The 16,611-nt window shown below is 62.0% G+C and carries 16 protein-coding genes; 4 read left to right on the top strand and 12 right to left on the bottom strand.

Features of this window, described 5'->3' with window-relative positions:
• Window positions 1-241 precede the first annotated feature (241 nt).
• On the bottom strand, window positions 242-1,462 hold the full coding sequence (locus GH665_RS12655; protein ID WP_153136149.1) for an MFS transporter: 1,221 nt from the start codon (window positions 1,460-1,462) through the stop codon (window positions 242-244).
• Between the two features lie 405 nt (window positions 1,463-1,867).
• On the opposite strand from GH665_RS12655, the gene GH665_RS12650 reads away from it, so the two are divergent.
• Window positions 1,868-2,242 carry an MAPEG family protein gene (locus tag GH665_RS12650; protein WP_153136148.1) on the top strand — a complete coding sequence of 125 codons (375 nt, stop codon included), beginning with the start codon at window positions 1,868-1,870 and terminating at the stop codon, window positions 2,240-2,242.
• Between the two features lie 215 nt (window positions 2,243-2,457).
• The gene (locus tag GH665_RS12645) at window positions 2,458-3,795 is read left to right on the top strand and encodes a chloride channel protein (protein ID WP_153136147.1); all 1,338 of its coding nucleotides are present in this window, start codon (window positions 2,458-2,460) and stop codon (window positions 3,793-3,795) included.
• A 13-nt stretch (window positions 3,796-3,808) separates the two neighbouring features.
• On the opposite strand, the gene GH665_RS12640 is transcribed toward GH665_RS12645, so the two are convergent.
• From GH665_RS12640 to GH665_RS12630, 3 genes are all read right to left on the bottom strand, one after another.
• Complete coding sequence (locus GH665_RS12640) at window positions 3,809-5,707, bottom strand: feruloyl-CoA synthase (protein WP_425496035.1); 1,899 nt, start codon at window positions 5,705-5,707, stop codon at window positions 3,809-3,811.
• A gap of 71 nt (window positions 5,708-5,778) precedes the next feature.
• Window positions 5,779-7,230 carry an aldehyde dehydrogenase gene (locus GH665_RS12635; RefSeq protein ID WP_153136145.1) on the bottom strand — a complete coding sequence of 484 codons (1,452 nt, stop codon included), beginning with the start codon at window positions 7,228-7,230 and terminating at the stop codon, window positions 5,779-5,781.
• Between the two features lie 36 nt (window positions 7,231-7,266).
• Window positions 7,267-8,094: a p-hydroxycinnamoyl CoA hydratase/lyase gene (locus GH665_RS12630; protein WP_153136144.1), complete on the bottom strand. Its 828-nt coding sequence runs from the start codon at window positions 8,092-8,094 to the stop codon at window positions 7,267-7,269.
• Between the two features lie 185 nt (window positions 8,095-8,279).
• Between GH665_RS12630 and GH665_RS12625 the strand changes: the two genes are divergently transcribed.
• Window positions 8,280-8,765, top strand: coding sequence for a MarR family winged helix-turn-helix transcriptional regulator (locus tag GH665_RS12625; RefSeq protein WP_246216200.1), 486 nt, complete (start codon window positions 8,280-8,282; stop codon window positions 8,763-8,765).
• A 6-nt stretch (window positions 8,766-8,771) separates the two neighbouring features.
• Here GH665_RS12625 and GH665_RS12620 read toward each other — a convergent pair whose 3' ends face one another.
• From GH665_RS12620 to GH665_RS12605, 4 genes are all read right to left on the bottom strand, one after another.
• On the bottom strand, window positions 8,772-9,824 hold the full coding sequence (locus GH665_RS12620) for a porin (RefSeq protein ID WP_153136142.1): 1,053 nt from the start codon (window positions 9,822-9,824) through the stop codon (window positions 8,772-8,774).
• Between the two features lie 113 nt (window positions 9,825-9,937).
• The gene (locus GH665_RS12615; RefSeq protein WP_153136141.1) at window positions 9,938-11,155 is read right to left on the bottom strand and encodes an MFS transporter; all 1,218 of its coding nucleotides are present in this window, start codon (window positions 11,153-11,155) and stop codon (window positions 9,938-9,940) included.
• Window positions 11,152-12,162 carry a fumarylacetoacetate hydrolase family protein gene (locus tag GH665_RS12610; RefSeq protein ID WP_153136140.1) on the bottom strand — a complete coding sequence of 337 codons (1,011 nt, stop codon included), beginning with the start codon at window positions 12,160-12,162 and terminating at the stop codon, window positions 11,152-11,154. Before GH665_RS12610 ends, GH665_RS12615 begins: the two co-directional genes overlap by 4 nt.
• A complete protein-coding gene (locus tag GH665_RS12605) occupies window positions 12,159-12,956 on the bottom strand; it encodes a cyclase family protein (protein WP_153136139.1) in 798 nt (265 codons plus the stop codon). Before GH665_RS12605 ends, GH665_RS12610 begins: the two co-directional genes overlap by 4 nt.
• A gap of 149 nt (window positions 12,957-13,105) precedes the next feature.
• Here GH665_RS12605 and GH665_RS12600 point away from each other — a divergent pair, with 149 nt between their 5' ends.
• Complete coding sequence (locus tag GH665_RS12600; RefSeq protein ID WP_167530943.1) at window positions 13,106-13,786, top strand: GntR family transcriptional regulator; 681 nt, start codon at window positions 13,106-13,108, stop codon at window positions 13,784-13,786.
• A 90-nt stretch (window positions 13,787-13,876) separates the two neighbouring features.
• Here the strand turns inward: GH665_RS12600 and GH665_RS12595 are convergent, their stop codons facing one another.
• The 4 genes from GH665_RS12595 to GH665_RS12580 all read right to left on the bottom strand — a co-directional run bounded on the left by GH665_RS12595 (window position 13,877) and on the right by GH665_RS12580 (window position 16,510).
• Window positions 13,877-14,245 (bottom strand): cupin domain-containing protein, encoded by a 369-nt coding sequence (locus GH665_RS12595; protein ID WP_153136137.1) that lies wholly within the window; start codon window positions 14,243-14,245, stop codon window positions 13,877-13,879.
• Window positions 14,246-14,549: 304 nt separating this feature from the next.
• On the bottom strand, window positions 14,550-15,944 hold the full coding sequence (locus GH665_RS12590; protein WP_153136136.1) for an MFS transporter: 1,395 nt from the start codon (window positions 15,942-15,944) through the stop codon (window positions 14,550-14,552).
• A 72-nt stretch (window positions 15,945-16,016) separates the two neighbouring features.
• On the bottom strand, window positions 16,017-16,349 hold the full coding sequence (locus GH665_RS12585) for a DUF3331 domain-containing protein (protein WP_153136135.1): 333 nt from the start codon (window positions 16,347-16,349) through the stop codon (window positions 16,017-16,019).
• The gene (locus GH665_RS12580) at window positions 16,346-16,510 is read right to left on the bottom strand and encodes a hypothetical protein (RefSeq protein WP_153136134.1); all 165 of its coding nucleotides are present in this window, start codon (window positions 16,508-16,510) and stop codon (window positions 16,346-16,348) included. The genes GH665_RS12585 and GH665_RS12580 overlap by 4 nt, the downstream gene beginning before the upstream one ends.
• Window positions 16,511-16,611 lie beyond the last annotated feature (101 nt).

Raw genomic sequence — 16,611 nt, 5'->3', positions numbered from 1 at the left:
GACCTGACGAAGGTCCGCCTTTCCAGTGCACGCGGGCACGTCAAACCGCGCGGAAATAAAAAAGGCCGTTCCGATCGAAATCGGAACGGCCTCGTATTGCTTGCTACCTGTGTTGGCCTTGCTTTTTGTGTTGCCTGCGCCGCTCGTTGGCGGTGCTTATCTGCTCATGGCGGTTCGAGCCCGCCTTCGCAGCTATTGTGCCTGATAACGCGCCGGCGAAATAGCTGTTTAGTTCGAACGCTTAAAGCTGTGCCGCGACCTGCTTGGCCGACTGCGTCATGTCGATGCCGCGGCGTTCGCGGCTGAACGGAATCAGCGCGGCGATCACCACCGCCACGATACCGATCACGATTGCCATGATCAGCGCGTAGTTGTTGCCATGCGCTTCGGCGGCGCTCGCCTGCAGCGGACCGTTGACCGACGCGATCAGATTGCCGAGCTGGTACACGAGGCCCGGGAACGTCGCGCGGATTTCATCGGGCGAGATTTCGTTCAGGTGCACCGGAATCACACCCCATGCGCCTTGCACGGAGATCTGCATCAGGAAGGCACCGGCTGCGAGCAGCACGGGCGTGGACGAGAACGCCCACAGCGGCAATACCGGCAACGCGATCAATGCGGCGATGAAAATCGCGCGCTTGCGGCCGATCTTCTCCGAGAACCAGCCGAAGAACAGACCGCCGCAAATCGCGCCGATGTTCAGAGTGATCGTGATCCACGACACCGTATGCGCGTCGAACTGATGCTGCACGCGCAGGAAGGTCGGATACAGATCCTGCGAACCGTGCGAGAAGAAGTTGAACGCGGTCATCAGCACGATCGCATAGAGCGACAGGCCGACGTTCTGCTTCAATGTGGCGACGAGACCCGGACGCGTTTTCTTCTCGAGCGTCTTGAAAGCCGGCGACTCCGGCACGTGCGCCCGCACGTACAGCACGAGCAGCGCCGGCAGCACGCCGACGAAGAACATGCCGCGCCAGCCGATGTATTGGTAGAAGACGCCGAACACGACCGAAGCGAGCAGGTAGCCGCTCGGATAGCCGGCTTGCAGGAGGCCCGACACAATGCCGCGCGATTTCGGCGGCACGGTTTCCATCGTCAGCGCGCCGCCCACACCCCATTCGCCGCCCATCGCGATGCCGAACAGGGCGCGCAGCACGAGCAGGGTGGTCAGGTTGGGCGAAAAGCCGGACAGCAATTCCAGCAGCGAGAAGCACGCGATGTTGACCATCAGCGTGGGACGACGGCCGTATTTGTCGGCGAGCCAGCCGAAGATCAGCGCGCCGAGCGGACGCATAATCAGGGTCAGCATAATGCCGAAGGCAACCGTGGGGATTTTCGTATTGAACTCCGCCGCGATATCTTTCAATACGAACACCATTAGAAAGAAATCGAATGCGTCCAGGGTCCAGCCCAGATAGGCGGCGATCGTTACGTTTCTCTGTTCCCGTGTCCAGCTCATTGATTGTTCTCCTGAGTCTCCAATAACCCGTGTTTGACGACGGGCGGCTCTGCAGCCCCGTGTGCCCTGTGCTGTGGGCTTCGAGCGAGTGTACGCCGAGCGTTAAACGCTTGCATGATTGAACCCGTCTTTATCCGTATTAATCCCTGGAGCGAATTTCAGGCTGAATCCCAATGCATGCTAAATGTCTGGAAAATGTAATTATTGTATTAATTGTGTTTGATATTCCGTTTGTTATTTGTAATGTTTATCTGGCGAAGACAAGCAGTCTTTGCGCAATCCGCCTTGCGGGTTGCGCGTGCGGGTAGAGGCGGCCCTCGCGGGATTCAGGTTGGCGGGGGCGGATGCCGGCGGGTATAACAGCGGCTCGCGGCATTCACGCCGCGCATACAGGGAGACCGAAGAATGACAATTCCGCATCTATGCCTGCTCATCGTGGTGGTGCTGCCGTTTCCGTGGATCATGCTCGCGAAGGTCAGCAAGCGCTACGACAACGGCGCGCCGCGCACTTATCTCGCGGGCCTCGACGGCTGGCGCGCACGAGCCTACGCCGCGCATCAGAACGCGTGGGAGGCGCTGGCGATGTTCACCGCGGCAATCGTCGCCGCCGGGCAGGCCGGCGGGGCCAACCCATGGATCAACTGGCTCGCGATTACTTTTGTCGTCGTGCGCGTGCTGCACGGCGTGCTGTATGTGGCGAATCTGGCGTCGCTACGCTCGCTGGTGTGGTTCGTCGGTGTCGCGTGTGTGGTGTCGATGTTTTTCGTATCCGTGAGTTAAGGCAGGACAAAGCGTGAGGCGGTGCCGACGGATAAGCATGCCCGTCGGCTTTCGCGATCCGGATGGGCTTTGGCATTGACGTTTCCGGTGAGGCGGACGGCGTGCACAATATATGCGTTAACCGCATCAGTCGAGCAGAAAAATCAATTGGACTCATGTTGCGACGCGGAATAGGATGACTGCTATCCCATTAATTGCGCTTCTGTCGACGCACCATGTCAGTCAAATCACTCATTTCGACGCCACGGCGGCGTACCCGCAACCCCCTTGCGGCAATGGCCGTGGTCACTTTGCTGACCGGCATCGGCGCGGGCCTCGGCGGCATGCTGCTCGCGTTGCTGCTGCACGGCATTCAGCACCTGGCCTACGGCTACAGCGTGACGCAACTGATCAGCGGCGAGAGTTTCCTGCAAGGTGTCACCGCTGCTGAGCCTGAACGCCGTCTGCTGATCCTGACGCTTTGCGGACTGGTGGCGGGGCTTGGCTGGTGGGCGTTGTATCGCTTCGGGCGGCCACTCGTGAGCATTCGCCAGGCCGTCAAGTCCGACGATCCGCGTATGCCGATGCTGAGCACGATCGTGCATGCGTTGCTGCAGATCGTGACCGTGGCGCTCGGCTCGCCGCTCGGGCGCGAAGTTGCGCCGCGCGAGATCGGTTCGGTACTGGCCGGGTGGCTGTCGCACCGCGCGGGCTTATCAGTCGAGCAGAGCCGGATCATGGTCGCATGCGGCGCCGGCGCGGGTCTGGCCGCCGTCTATAACGTGCCGCTCGGCGGCGCGGTATTTGTGCTCGAGGTTCTGCTGGGCACCTTCGGCTGGAAGGCCCTGGTACCTGCCGTGGTGACCTCCGCAGTGGCGGCGCTGGTCGCGCAATTCGGTCTGGGCAACGAGCATCAGTATCTGGTGCCGTCGTTGACGGTGAGTACGGCGCTGGTGGTCTGGTCGGTGGTGTGCGGGCCGATTTTCGGCGTCGCGGCGTGGGGTTTCACGGAAGTGACGAAGCGCGCGCGTGCCCAGGCGCCGAAGGATTGGCGCTTGCCGGTGTTGTCGCTATTGAACTTCGCGATCATCGGCGTGCTGGCGATGCACTTTCCGCAGTTGCTCGGTAATGGCAAAGGTCCTGCGGGACTGGCGTTCGACGGCAACCTGACGATCGCACTCGCAGCCATGCTGCTGGTGCTGAAGGTGGTGATTACCGTGAGCAGTTTGCGCGCGGGGGCAGAGGGCGGTCTGCTGACGCCGGGGCTTGCAAATGGCGCGTTGCTGGCGATCGTGCTTGGCGGCGCCTGGAGTCTGTTCTGGCCGGGGGCTTCTTTGGGCGCGTTTGCCGTTGTCGGCGCGACGGCATTTCTGGCCGCATCGATGCAGATGCCGATAACAGCGGTGGTTCTCATGTTTGAATTTACCCGCGTGGGCCACGACTTTCTGATTCCGGTTCTGTTTGCCGTCGGCGGCGCCGCGCTGAGTTTTCAGGCGTGCGTGAAGTGGGCGCCTGCGCTGCAGTTTGGTTCCGGTTTCAATTGGGGCCGGGCGGGGGCGGGCAAGGCCCGCTAGACCTTTGAACCCCTCAGCGTGAGCGCATGGCGCGAAGTATGGTCGGATCGTCCGACGTGCCGTCATACATCGAATCGACGAACGAAGCACGGCGTGTCAATACCGCGTTGACGTTGAGCGAACCCTTGTCGGTGACTTCGCCGGCATCAAGAGAAGGGGGCGCGTCGAGCAGCCGCATGACGTCGATATAGTTCGCGCTGCCGGTCGAATCGCTATTCAGGCGTGCAAGCAGGTCGGCAAAGAACGCCCGCACCGCGACAGAGCAAAGTACTTCGCGCACACTGACCGATTCGTCAAGCGCGGCGAGCGTGCGGCAAAGATCGATACGTGGAAACACGAGCACACCTACCGTGTTGCGATCGCGTCCGGTGACGACCACGTCCTGAATATATGGCGCCCCTTGCGAGACGATGCGCGCGCGCATCGGCCCGACGCTCACGAACGTGCCGGTGCTGAGCTTGAAATCTTCCGCAATGCGCCCGTCGAACATCAGACCGAACTCCGGGTGCAGCGGATCCGCAAAGCGCAGCGCATCGCCGCTGCAGTAATAGCCGTCTTCATCGAACGAAGCCGCACTCATGCCCGTGTGTGCCCGCCAATAGCCTTGCATGACGTGCGGCCCCTTGAAGCGCGCTTCCAGCTTGCCGTCCTCCGGCACCAGCTTGACGCTGCATCCAGGCGCCGGCAGGCCGACATAGCCCGCCTGCATGAGCGGACCGGTCGTGAAAAGGCAGCAGGGCGATGTCTCGGTCATGCCGAGTCCGGCCATGATCCGGATGCGCTCGCCGCAGTAACGCTCGGTCACCTGTTCGAGCCTGTTCCATGCCGCCTGCGACAACCCCGCGCCCGCAAAGAAGTACATCCTGACCCGCGAAAAGAAGCGTTCGCGCAGGGCCGCATCGACTTCCAGCGCGGCAGTCAGTTCTTCCCAACCTTTCGGCACATTGAAGTAGACCGTGGGCGCGACGTCGCGCAGGTTGCGCAGCGTCTCGTCGAATTTGCCTGGAACGGGCTTGCCGTCGTCGATATAGAGCGTGCCGCCGTTGTAGAGCGCGATGCCTACGTTGTGACTGCCGCCGAAGGTGTGATTCCACGGCAGCCAGTCGACGAGCACGGGCGGTTCGACCTCGAACTGCGGAAACGTCTGCGTGAGCATCTGCTGGTTGCTGCAGAGCATCCGGTTGGTGGTCGGCACCGCCTTGGGCAACGACGTCGAACCGGATGTAAACAGGATCTTGGCGATCGTATCGCCGTCTACAAGATCGTGCGCAGTTTCGATCGAGGGGCGTTGCGTGGCGAGCAGCGATTCGAACGGCGTGGCGTCGCGGCCCCTGCACTCGCCGGTAACGATGGCGACTTCCACGTTCGCCGGCACGGTTGCGTGAATCGCGGCGGCAAACGCGGAACCGTCCGCGGCGAACACGAGACCAGGCGTTAGCACGTCCAGTACGTGGCGCAGCTTCGCATAGTCCCGTGAGACGAGCGAATAGGCCGGCGAGACGGGCGCATATGGCACGCCCACCCACATCGCGCCGAGTGCGAGCTGAAGGTGCGCAAGATCGTTTCCCGACAGGATGGCGACAGGACGCTGAGCGTTGAGTCCGCGTTCGATGAGCGCGTGGCCGATTGCCCGTGCGCGTTCGAGCATCTGCGCGTACGTGATGCCGATCCAGTCGCCGTTTGCATCGCGTTGCGCGACGAGCAGACGGTCCGGGTGAGACCGCGCGCCGCGCTCGAGACGGTCGGTGAGGCGTTCTGGATAGTCGCACAACGCTTCGCCGGACTCGAGGCGCCATTCGTCGCCGTTGCGCGTGATGCTCACGGAAGCTGAACCGATCAGCATGGGTCGCTGGCGGTTGGGAACCGCCGATGTTTCGAACGCCGCGTGCGCGACGGACGGATTAGGATTCACGATGGATTTCCTTTTTTTGACATGCAAGGCTGACATGCAAGGCGAGGGCGGTTTCTGGATCGCCGCTGCGATCAGATCGGGTAATGCCGCGGCTGCGTCTGCAGGGTGATCCAGCGCAACTCGGTGAAGGCCTCGACGGATGCCTTGCCGCCAAAACGTCCGTAACCGCTGTCCTTGACGCCGCCGAACGGCATCTGCGCTTCGTCATGCACGGTCGCGCCGTTGATGTGGCAAATGCCCGACTGGATACGGCGCGCCAGATCCAGCGCGCGCGCCACGTCGCGGCTGAAGATCGCCGCGGATAGTCCGTAGGCGCTGTCGTTTGCCGCTTGCAACGCATCTTCCGCATTCTTGACGCGTTGCAGGGTCACGACCGGCCCGAACGATTCCTCCGTGTACAGCTTCATGTCGCGCGTTACGCCGTCGACGATCACGGGTTGCAGGATCGAACCTTCCGCGATGCAGCCGACCGGCAGCCTGGCCCCCTTGCCGCGCGCGTCCTCGACCAGCGCCTGAATGCGCTGTACAGCCTGCGCGCTCACCATGGAGCCCAGCACGGAATCAGGATGCGTGGGCGCACCGGCCTTCAGCGTGCGCGTTTTCTCGACGAGCCGCGCGATCAATTCATCGGCCACGCTTTCGTCGACCAGCACGCGCTCGGTCGACATGCAGATCTGCCCTTGATTGAAGAACGCACCGAAGGCGATGGCCTGCACGGCGGAATCGAGATCCGCGTCGTCCAGCACCAGCACAGGTGCTTTGCCACCGAGTTCAAGCAGTGCGGGCTTCAGATAGCGCGCCGCATGCTGGGCGATAACGCGGCCGACATGCGTCGAACCGGTGAAGTTCACACGCCGCACCTCGGGACGCGCAATCATCTTCTCGACAAGTGCCGGCGCATCGTCGGGCGAGTTGGTGATCACATTCACCACGCCGTCGCCGAGTCCCGCTTCGTGCAGGACCTCGCCAATCAGACGATGCACACCCGGGCAGACCTCCGACGCTTTCAGCACCACCGTATTGCCGCAAGCGAGCGGCATGGCGATGGCGCGTGTCGCCAGAATCACCGGGGCATTCCACGGCGCGAGGCCGAGCACCACGCCGCACGGCTGACGTATCGCCATGGCAAAGTTGCCTGGCACATCTGACGGAATGATGCTGCCGTCAATCTGCGTTGTCATGGCCGCTGCCTCGCGCAGCATGTTCGCCGACAACATCACGTTGAAACCGTACCAGTTCGGCATTGCGCCGGTTTCGGCGATGCCGGTGGCGACGAATTCCGCGGCACGCGCGTCCATGAGCGTGGCGGCCCGCAGGAGCCGCGCGCGACGCTCGCCGGGCGGCAGCGCCGCCCACGCGGGAAATGCCGCTGCCGCGGCCGACACCGCCGCGTCCGCATCGGCGAGGGTCGCCGCCGGTGCACGGCTCGCGACTTCGCCGGTTACCGGATTGAACCGGTCGAAGGTTGCGCCATTGGACGCGGCACGCGCTTCACCGCCTATCAACATTGTCAGATTCCGCATCGTGTCTCCTCTCAATTGATGCCGGCTGTGCGCCGCTCAACGCGTATAGGATTGCAGTCCTGGCTTGATCGACTTTTCGTCCAGGAATTGCTTGAGCCCCTTTTCGCGGCCATGCTCGGGATCGCGATGCAGCGCCTGATCCAGCTTGGCGTACAGGTAGTCCTCGTTCTGGTCCCACGTGAGTTCGCGGCAGCGTTTGAAGCCGTTCTTTGCCGCGCGCAGCACGACCGGATTTTTTCCGATCAGTTTTTCGGCAAGGGCGCGCGTTTCTTCGCGCAGCGCAGCGCGAGGCACGCTCTTATTCACCAGTCCCATGTCAGCCGCCTCACGGCCGGTGAAGGTCTCGCCGGTCATGATGTAGTAGAGCGATTGACGATGACCCACGGTGTCCGCCATCGCCTTGCTGACGAGATTGCCAGGCGGAATGCCCCAGTTGATTTCCGACAGGCCGAACACCGCTTCTTCGGCGGCGATCGCGAGATCGCAGGCAACCAGCGGCGAGAAGCCGCCGCCAAAACACCAGCCATTGACCATCGCAATGGTCGGCTTCGCGTACATGCGCAACAGTTGCCATTGCCAGCGGCAGGCGTCACGGCGGATTTTTTCCTGCAGCACCTCCGGACCGGCGTCGATCTCGCGGAAATATTCCTTCAGGTCCATGCCGGCGGTCCATGCGTCGCCTTCGCCGGTCAGAACCAGCACGGCAGCGTCGCGATCGAGTTCGACCGCTTCCAGCACTTCGATCATTTCCGCGTTGAGCGTCGGACTCATCGCGTTGCGCTTTTCCGGACGATTGAGCGTGACCCACGCAATGCTGTCCGCGACCTCGACCTTCACGGTCTTCCAACGTCCTTCGTATGTCATTCGTTCTCTCCAGGAACCTCACTCCGGGGCGGAGTGTGTTTTATCAATTTAATATCAAGTAGCCTGATATGTAAAGCGCAAATTGCTGGTACATTTCGCCGGTACAACCTGCCACAGATATGTCCAAACCTGCTCGAACCATTGCCCACGGACGCACGCCATCAAGCTTGACGCCGCGTACTTCCGTGAAGGAAGCGTCCAGTGCTTCGGCGATCGCCTCCACGACCAAAGCCACGCCGGTGTCACCAGGCTCGCCGGCTCATTCGACCTATCTCATTGGCCAGCTCGACCGCATCGTCACGAAACGGCTCGCCGAGGCGCTCGCCGGCTACGGCCTGACACTGCCGCAATTCACCGCGCTTTCCGTGCTGCACGCCCGCGGACGTTCGTCGAATGCGCAACTCGCGGAACGCTCGTTCATCACGCCTCAGGCCGCCAACGAAGTCATGAAGACCATGGAAGCCAACGGCTGGGTTACGCGTACCAACGATCCAACCAATCGCCGCATCGTGCTGCTGCAACTGACAACCGCCGGGCAGGCCCTGTTCGAGCAATGCGGGGAGGCTGCGAGCCGTGTCGAAACGGCCATGCTTCACGGACTCGACACCGATCAGGCACACCTGCTGCGCTCAATGCTGCAAATCTGCATTCGCAATCTGCGCTCCGCCTGACGCGCTTCAGAACTTCGTTCGTATCCCGATACCGGCCGTATCGCCGGTCGATTTTCCGCTCAGGTGGTCGTACAGATAAGCGGCGTATATATCGGTGCGCTTCGACAGCGAGTAGTCGTAGCCGATCGCCCACGTCTTGCGGGTTACGCCGTCGGCCGGGCCGTTGCTCTTCGAGTACGCATACGAGCCGAGAATCGAGCCGGCGCCGAGCGGAATCGAAAAGCCTGCCTGTCCGCGGTTGACGAGGATGGTGCCGTTGCTGGTCTGGTCATTGGTGTGCAGATATTGCGCGTACAGCTTGACGATCCGGAAGTCGTAGGTTGCGCCGAGCTCGCCCGTGCTCTGACTGGTCAGGCCCGACACGCCGGGAAGCGCGGTGCCGATGTCGCCGGCGGCAAAGCTGTAGTTCTCGTACTGATAAACGCCCGTTGCCGCGAATGGTCCATGAAAGTAGAGGAACTGGGCACTCCATTTACGCACTCCCGCCGCGCCAGCCGAATTGCCGAACGAATACATCGCCGCGCCGGAGAGTCCGCCAAAGCGCGGCGTGCTGTACTGGATCGCGTTGTTCCAGCCTGTGTCGCCGATCACGCCCTGACCACCCTGGCCCAGATAGGTTTGCAGCACCACGGGCGAGAAGGTAAATGAATCGACAAACGGATTGAACAGGATTGTCGAGATGAAGAGGTTCGTGCTCTGGCGCCCCGCGGTGAATGTGCCGTATGGCGACTCAATGCCGACGTACGCGTTACGCGAGAAGAAGACGTCATTCGGGAAACGGCCGATCTGTCCGTTCTGTGGCTGGAAGAAGCTTTCCAGCGCGAAGATCGCCTTCATGCCCCCACCGAGATCTTCCGCGCCTTTCATGCCGAAATAGGATGTGGATAAGCCGCCGCTTGATTCTTGCCACGCCGTTTTACCGCCGATGGCCTTGGTCGCTCCAGCGAAAACGTCGATCTGCCCGTACAGGCTGACGCTGGTTTGCGCAAGGCAGGGGCTGCCGAGCATGGCGCAAGCGAGCCATATCGGGTAAGCCTTTTTTCCTCCGGGAATACGCATGTTCTCCTCCTTTGTGTGATTAGGTATCCGAATTTATGAACATCAGTGAAATGACATTGAAAAGCGCCGTCCTCAGGAATCGGAGACGCTTCGTTACATCGGATTCGCTTCTGTCAGGCGGCGTCCGTCTGAATATGGGCCACCATGCCACGGCGGCGCGACGGTGTCGGCGCAATCAGCCCGAAGACGGTGAAGACAATCGATACGATGCCGAGGTAGGGCAGACCCGCATCAAACCCGTAGCTGGCGACAATGCGGCCGAATCCCAGCGGTACGGCAAAGCCTCCAAGCGCGGCGAGCGAGAGCATCAGACCGGAGGCGGCCGGCACGTCATGCAGCGGAATACGGTCGGGATACATTGCGGGTACGCTGAACCACGGCGTGAGTCCGGTCATGGTGATCAAGCCGATTGCCGCGGCGGCAAGATGCAACGATCCTCCGTCGAGCCGAGGCAGCATCAAGGTCAGGAGACCGCTCAGCACGAATGCGCCGCAGATCAGCAGCTTGATCCGGCCGAAGCGGTCCGACACCCAGCCGCCCAGCATCGCAGCCGGAATGCCGCTCAGCAGCAGCAAGGCGCTAAGACGTCCGCCTTCGGTGGGCGAGAAATGCAGGACACGCTCGGCATAGATCGGCAGGAACTGCGCCAGGGTAAAGAACGCGCCGTACGAGCCGACGATACTCAGTCCCCACCACCAGAGCGCTCCGTTGCCCAACACGCGGCGCACGGCACGCATATCGAGGTGGCCGCCGTCGAGTGTCGCCGCGGCCGCCCGCGGAACAATCGGTGCAAACCAGACGAGCAGCAGCACTGCCAACCCGACGAGCCCGGCGATGATGACGGCGGTATGCCAACCCGTGGCTGCCACCACCATCGACCACAGGAATAGTCCCGCCGCCGCGCCGAGCGCAAAGGCGACACCGGTTGTCAGCCCGATGGCGAACGACAATTCGCGCTCGCGGAACCAGGCGCTGACGAGTCCCACCACTGCGCCGAGACAGCAGGCCCCGCCGGCACCCGCGATCACGCGGGTGGCCAGCATTGCTGAATACGACGACACCAGTGCGCCGCCGAGCGATGCGCAGGCTTCGAGCGCAATGCCGACGATCAGCGCGCAGCGCATGCCGAATCGGGCGGACAACCAGCCGGCCGGCAGATGGAAAATGCCGTAGCCCCCGACAAACGCGGCAACGAGCGCGGCCACCTGGGGAATCGAGAGTCCGTACTCATGCGCAATCGCCGGAAACGCCGGCACGACGCAGAACCAGTTGAGTGTGAACTGAAAGACGCAAAGACAAAGCACCGCAAGTGCGATCCAACGGTTGTTCATGATTCGTCCCCTGTATGTTGGCCTGACTGCGCAACGACACGGTTGCGCAACACGCCGATTTTTTCGATTTCGATTTCTACTACGTCACCGTCCTTGATCCACCGGTTCAGCTCGAGACCACTGCCGCTGCCGACCGTGCCCGATCCGAGGAATTCGCCGACATGCAAGGTTTCGTCCGCGGACACGTGTTCGATCATTCGCTCGAAGCGATGGCGCATATCGCGGGTCGAGCCGCGCGACCACTGCTCGCCATTCACACGCACGGTGACGGCCAGATCGTAGGGGTCCGCGATTTCATCGGCTGTCACGATCCATGGGCCCATTGCATTGCCGGTGTCGAAATCTTTACCCTTGGCCGGACCGAACGGTCCTTCCATTTCGTGCTCCTGAAGATCGCGGGCCGAAAAATCATTGAAAATCGTGAAACCGAATATATGCTGGCGGGCGTTGCGGCTCTCGATATCCCGCCCGGTGCGGCCGATATACACGCCGAATTCTGCTTCGTAGTCCAGCAACCTTGCGCGCCGCGGCCAGCGCACGTCGTGCTCGTGACCGATCACGTTGAGGCGGTTGGCCTTGTAGTAGATCGGCTGCTCGTAATACACCGGCGGCAGTGCGATGTTGTTGGGTTGGGGCAGCGCGCGGGGATCGTCACCCCGCCGGTTCGCGCGCAGGCGGGCAATCGCTGCGCCGGCCTGTTGCATGTGCAGGTCGAAGGTCGAGAAGTCCCGAATCTGTTCCGGTAGCGGGACAGGCGCGAGAAACCGCACCGAATCGAATGGATGCACGAACGGCTCGTCACCGTGCGTACGTGCGACCAACTCGAAGGCAGTATCGAGCGCGCCCGGGCCGCTTCGCATTAGCGCCAGCATGTCGGCAAAAGCCGGCAGCATTGTGCCGTGATGCGCGAGAAACGCATCGGACAGTGCAACGACACGCTGCTGCGCCGGCAACACAACGCCGACAAGCGCAGCATGATCGCGGGTCTCGAAGGTGGCGAGTTTCACGAGTGGGGTTCCTTATCCATGATGGCGACGGCGCGCGTAAAGCCGGCGGACGCGCCCTTGATCTTGTAGGGGAAGCAGCAGACGGTGAAGCCGAACGGCGGCAGCAGATCCAGGTTGGTCAGTTTCTCGAGTTGGCCGTAGCCGATCTCCCTGCCTGCCTTGTGGCCCTCCCAGATAATCGATGGATCGCCGCTCTTCAGGTAGGCCTCGCGCGTGTAGCGGAATGGCGCATCCCAGCTCCATGCGTCCGTGCCGACCACGCGTACGCCGCGCTCAAGCAGGTAAAGGGTGGCGGCGCGTCCCATGCCGCAGCCGCTATCGATGTAGGCGGGCGTGCCGTACGCGCGGGCTGCGGCGGTGTTGACCAGCACGATGTCGCGCGGCTTGAGAACATGCCCGATGCGTGCCAGTTCCGCTTCCACTTCGTCTGCGCGCACGACATGCCCATCCGGCAACGCGCGAAAATCCAGCTTTACGCCGGGCGCCATGCACCAGTCGAGCGGCAGTTCGTCGATGCCGATCGCGCGTTCACCGCCGTTCATGGTCGATGCATAGTGCAACGGCGCGTCCATGTGGGTGCCGCAATGCGTGTGCAGGACCAGATCTTCGACCGCCCATCCTTCGCCATCGGGCAACTGGCTCGGCGAAAGACCGGGGAACATCGCGGCGAGCTGCCCGGCGCCGCGCTGGTGATCGGTGTACTGGATGCGCGGTTGCAGGCCGGGCGGATCGGCCGGCACGTCGTTCTCCAGCGCGACCGACAAATCGATAAAGCGTAAATGCTCAGTGTTCATGGAACGCCTCCTCCTATGGTCTGCATAGTGGATGACCTATGCCTACCTTTCTATCGGTAAATACCATTATTATCGATAAAATGGACTTTATTGACAAAAAGGAAGGTCTGGCGCAGGATGACGCTGTCCCTCTCAAGCATGTGCCGTCCATGGAAATACTCGTCAAGGAAACGCTGACCGAGGCGATACTCGAGCGTCTCGTCGAAGATATCGTCTCCGGCGTGCTGCCGCCTGAGCACAATCTGCGCATCGAACAATTGAAGGAGCAGTACAGCATCGGGGCCTCGCCATTGCGTGAGGCGCTGGCCCGGCTAACTTCGCTGGGTTTCGTGACCAATGAGACGCGCCGTGGCTTTCGTGTTGCGCCGTTGTCGCAAGGGGACCTGGCGGACCTGACCCGGATGCGCCAACTGGTCGAGACAGAGGCGTTGCGTGAAGCGATCGCAGCAGGCAATGCCGACTGGGAGATGGAAATCGCCGGCAGCTTCGCCAAGCTGTCGCTTGCCGTGACGCGCCATTACGATGCGCCGGCAGAGGCGCGGAGCACGATCGAGATGGCGCATAAGAGCTTTCACGCCGCGTTGCTCGGGGCTTGCCGCTCGCGCCGGCTGATGGATCTGCAGGCGACCTTTTACGATCAGGCGAGCCGTTACCGTCATGTGATCCTTGCCGACGCGCAGGAACTGGACGGTTTCGTCGAGCGGCATGAAGCGCTCATGCGCTCAGTGCTCGGCAGGGACGCGGAGGCGGCGGTCGCGGCGCTGTCGGAGCATCTGGCGCTTACGCCTCGGGATGTTTATGGACCCGCGTCACGGATGCTGAAGCGGTAGCGGCGTGGCTGCACGGATGTACGACCTCGCAGAAGCGAGTGTGTTCATGCCGTGCGGGCCGTAGCAGCTTCTATTGAGCAGATCCCGGCCTTATCGAATCACCGAAGTCACCGAATCGAAAAGCTGGCCGAGGTCGTACATGAGCAGGAACATGCATCCGGTGATGCTGCGGAAGCCGCGCTCGAGGGTTCCCGCTTCCGCCACGCCGGCGCATCCGCGGGTGAGCAGCCTGCCGTTCCAGGTCACTTCGCCCTCCAGCACGTAGATGAACTCAGGTCCGGTGTGAAGGTGGTCGGGAAACGCCGCACCGGGTGAGAACCTCACTAGCTGCATTGCGCGGCCGTCTGCTTTGCCGAGGTTTTTCACTTCGACGCCCTTCGCGAACCGTGACGGTATCCACGGGATATCGTTCGAATCGCTCCAGCGAAATTGCGGTCCCGCCGATGGATCATCAGTCATGTCGCCTCGCTTTTCCGCTTGCGTACGCACAGGTGGGCATGGTGCGGACCCGGTTGCAACTATGCACAAGCATACGATCTTCAAGGGAGCGCCGGGCGCCCGGTTCGCGACATTCATAAGAACGACTGGAAAAGCACGCGCACGAAGGGCACGTGCCGGTCTTGCATTGTTTGCGGTGATCTCGCTTGTGGAATGCGCCGTCGGCAAGCCGACCATGCCTGTCTGCATGTCGATTGTCACGAGCGTGGGCCAGATGTTGAATTGAGCAAGAGGCAGCGACAGTCCATTTAAGCGCGGAGTGAGTTCAGCGTTTGGCGGGACGTGAAATAGTCCGGTCAAAGATCGTGCTGACGAAGAGCACGACGCCGAGCACCCCCATGACGAGCGCCAGACGGTGCAAGCCCTGGTCAGTTGCCGATTGGCCGTACACGAGACCCAGCAGGCTGGTCGCCGCAATAGCGCCGATGTATTGCGCGGTTCGCTGAAGGCCGGCCGCCGTGCCGATCTCTTCGGCCCGGGCCTGCATGTAGACGGCCGTTTGCGTCGCGGTCGCGAACATGCCCTGTGGGGCGGCGAAGAAGATCACGGCGATCGAGATGAGCCAGGCCGTCGTCGAGTTGTTCAGGAGCAACAGGCAGGCGCAGCCGATAATGCTGGAGCCGATGCTCATGAGGAAGGGCATCCGGATGCTGCCGTTGCGCGTGCCGGCAAGGGACGAGAGCGCGGCCACGATCGACATGGGCATGGTGATGAGTCCGGCTTCTTTCTCGCTGAACCCGGCGGCGCTTTCCAGCCACTGCGCGAAGCCGTAAAGGATGCAGTAGACCATCATGAGCATGATGCCGGCGCGAAGATAGGTCACAGACAGGGCCCGGTTTCGCGCAAGCATTCGCACGTCGATGAACGGTTGCGCGCGGCGTCTCGAATGCAGGATGAGTCCGGCGCAGAAAATGACTGAGACGGGCAGGGCGATCCAGATCGGGTGATTGAGGTTCAACAGGAAGATCATCAGGCTCAGCAGAAACGCCGTGAACAGTCCAATGCCGGGCAAGTCGACTTCTTCCAGCAGGCGGCCCAAGCCCTCGGCGGGGCGGTCGTCTTTTGGAACCCACAAGAAGACGAGCACCATGATCCCCAGTGCGAACGGCACATTCACGGCGAAGATGGCATGCCACCCGAAGGCGGATGTCAGCACGCCGCCGAGGAACGGGCCGATTGCCAGCATCGCCGTCCCGCCCATGGAAAGCACGCCCATGGCGGTAGCGGGTGGTTCGCATCCGAGTTTGTCCGCGCGCACGCGAAAAATGCGCATGGCCGACGGATACGCGCCTGACGTTCCAATCCCCAGCATCACACGCACGGCCACCAGTCCGCCCAGCGACGGCATGATTCCACCGACGAGCCCGGCGAGCGCAATGAGAAGGAGGGAGGCGAGGTAGACGCGTCGAGGTCCGAACAGGTCGGCGAGCCGCCCCATAGTCGGTTGAGCAACGGCGCTCGTGAGATAGAGCCCGGCGATCAGCCAGCCTGTTTCGGCCACGCTCGCATGGAAATCCGCCGCGATCGGCACGAGTGCCGTGGCGATCATCGTGGAATTGATGGGGTTGAGCGTCGAGCCGAGCGCCAGTGGCGCGACGAAGCGAAAGCCAAAAGGCGCTTGCCGTTTCGCGGGACGAGATGATGCAAGGGGTGTTGTCAATTCTTCCTCGTGAATGCTTGACGATAAGGTCTACGAATGACGGGCAGAAAAACGGTCAGTCGGGACAGGCTGCTATGAGATCGTCACCGTGTGTCCTGCCAGAACTTGTTCCACCGGCTCCGGCAGAATCATCCTGTCGGCGTTCGCAGGCATGGGCCGCTCCCCGGGACGGAAAACCAGCTCGCCGCGGCGAATGGGTAAGCCGGACACGATGCAATATCCATTGCGTTTCGCCGCGGCGAGCGACCAGCGTTGCTCACCGTAATGACAGCGCCCCGGCTCGACCCAGCGTAACCACAATTGCCGGCCGTCATATTCAAGTACCGACACTTCCGCGCCGATGCCGCTGATCCATACCCGTAGCGGAAAATCGGGCTTCGCGCGCACGTCAACTTTGACTGTCATTTGAATCTCGAACTTGACTGGAAGTCTTGATTCGCCGGCTTGCGCACGAGGATGATCGCGATCGCCGTGACCGGGCCGATCCCGCAGTCGATGTGGTTCTGGACGTGCAGCACATGACGAGGACGAGCGGCATCGCCGCCGGGGTGAACAGGGAGATTCATTCGGGATCCTGCAGGCGAGAATGGGCTTTTGAAAGAGGGGAACATCTCGATGCAATGGTTCGGCAAGCACCGCGAAATCGGCCTCCTGGCACGCATGCCAG

Origin of the sequence: Paraburkholderia agricolaris, assembly GCF_009455635.1 — a bacterium.
Lineage (GTDB): Bacteria > Pseudomonadota > Gammaproteobacteria > Burkholderiales > Burkholderiaceae > Paraburkholderia > Paraburkholderia agricolaris.
This window is presented reverse-complemented; position numbering and strand designations above follow the sequence as displayed.

Coding starts and splice junctions, on each gene's coding strand:
- GH665_RS12620 (WP_153136142.1), bottom strand. CDS start 9,824: ATGCGTATTCCCGGAGGAAAAAAGGCTTACCCGATATGGCTCGCTTGC.
- GH665_RS12595 (WP_153136137.1), bottom strand. CDS start 14,245: ATGACTGATGATCCATCGGCGGGACCGCAATTTCGCTGGAGCGATTCG.
- GH665_RS12605 (WP_153136139.1), bottom strand. CDS start 12,956: ATGAACACTGAGCATTTACGCTTTATCGATTTGTCGGTCGCGCTGGAG.
- GH665_RS12580 (WP_153136134.1), bottom strand. CDS start 16,510: ATGAATCTCCCTGTTCACCCCGGCGGCGATGCCGCTCGTCCTCGTCAT.
- GH665_RS12615 (WP_153136141.1), bottom strand. CDS start 11,155: ATGAACAACCGTTGGATCGCACTTGCGGTGCTTTGTCTTTGCGTCTTT.
- GH665_RS12635 (WP_153136145.1), bottom strand. CDS start 7,230: ATGCGGAATCTGACAATGTTGATAGGCGGTGAAGCGCGTGCCGCGTCC.
- GH665_RS12655 (WP_153136149.1), bottom strand. CDS start 1,462: ATGAGCTGGACACGGGAACAGAGAAACGTAACGATCGCCGCCTATCTG.
- GH665_RS12630 (WP_153136144.1), bottom strand. CDS start 8,094: ATGACATACGAAGGACGTTGGAAGACCGTGAAGGTCGAGGTCGCGGAC.
- GH665_RS12645 (WP_153136147.1), top strand. CDS start 2,458: ATGTCAGTCAAATCACTCATTTCGACGCCACGGCGGCGTACCCGCAAC.
- GH665_RS12600 (WP_167530943.1), top strand. CDS start 13,106: ATGGAAATACTCGTCAAGGAAACGCTGACCGAGGCGATACTCGAGCGT.
- GH665_RS12650 (WP_153136148.1), top strand. CDS start 1,868: ATGACAATTCCGCATCTATGCCTGCTCATCGTGGTGGTGCTGCCGTTT.
- GH665_RS12585 (WP_153136135.1), bottom strand. CDS start 16,349: ATGACAGTCAAAGTTGACGTGCGCGCGAAGCCCGATTTTCCGCTACGG.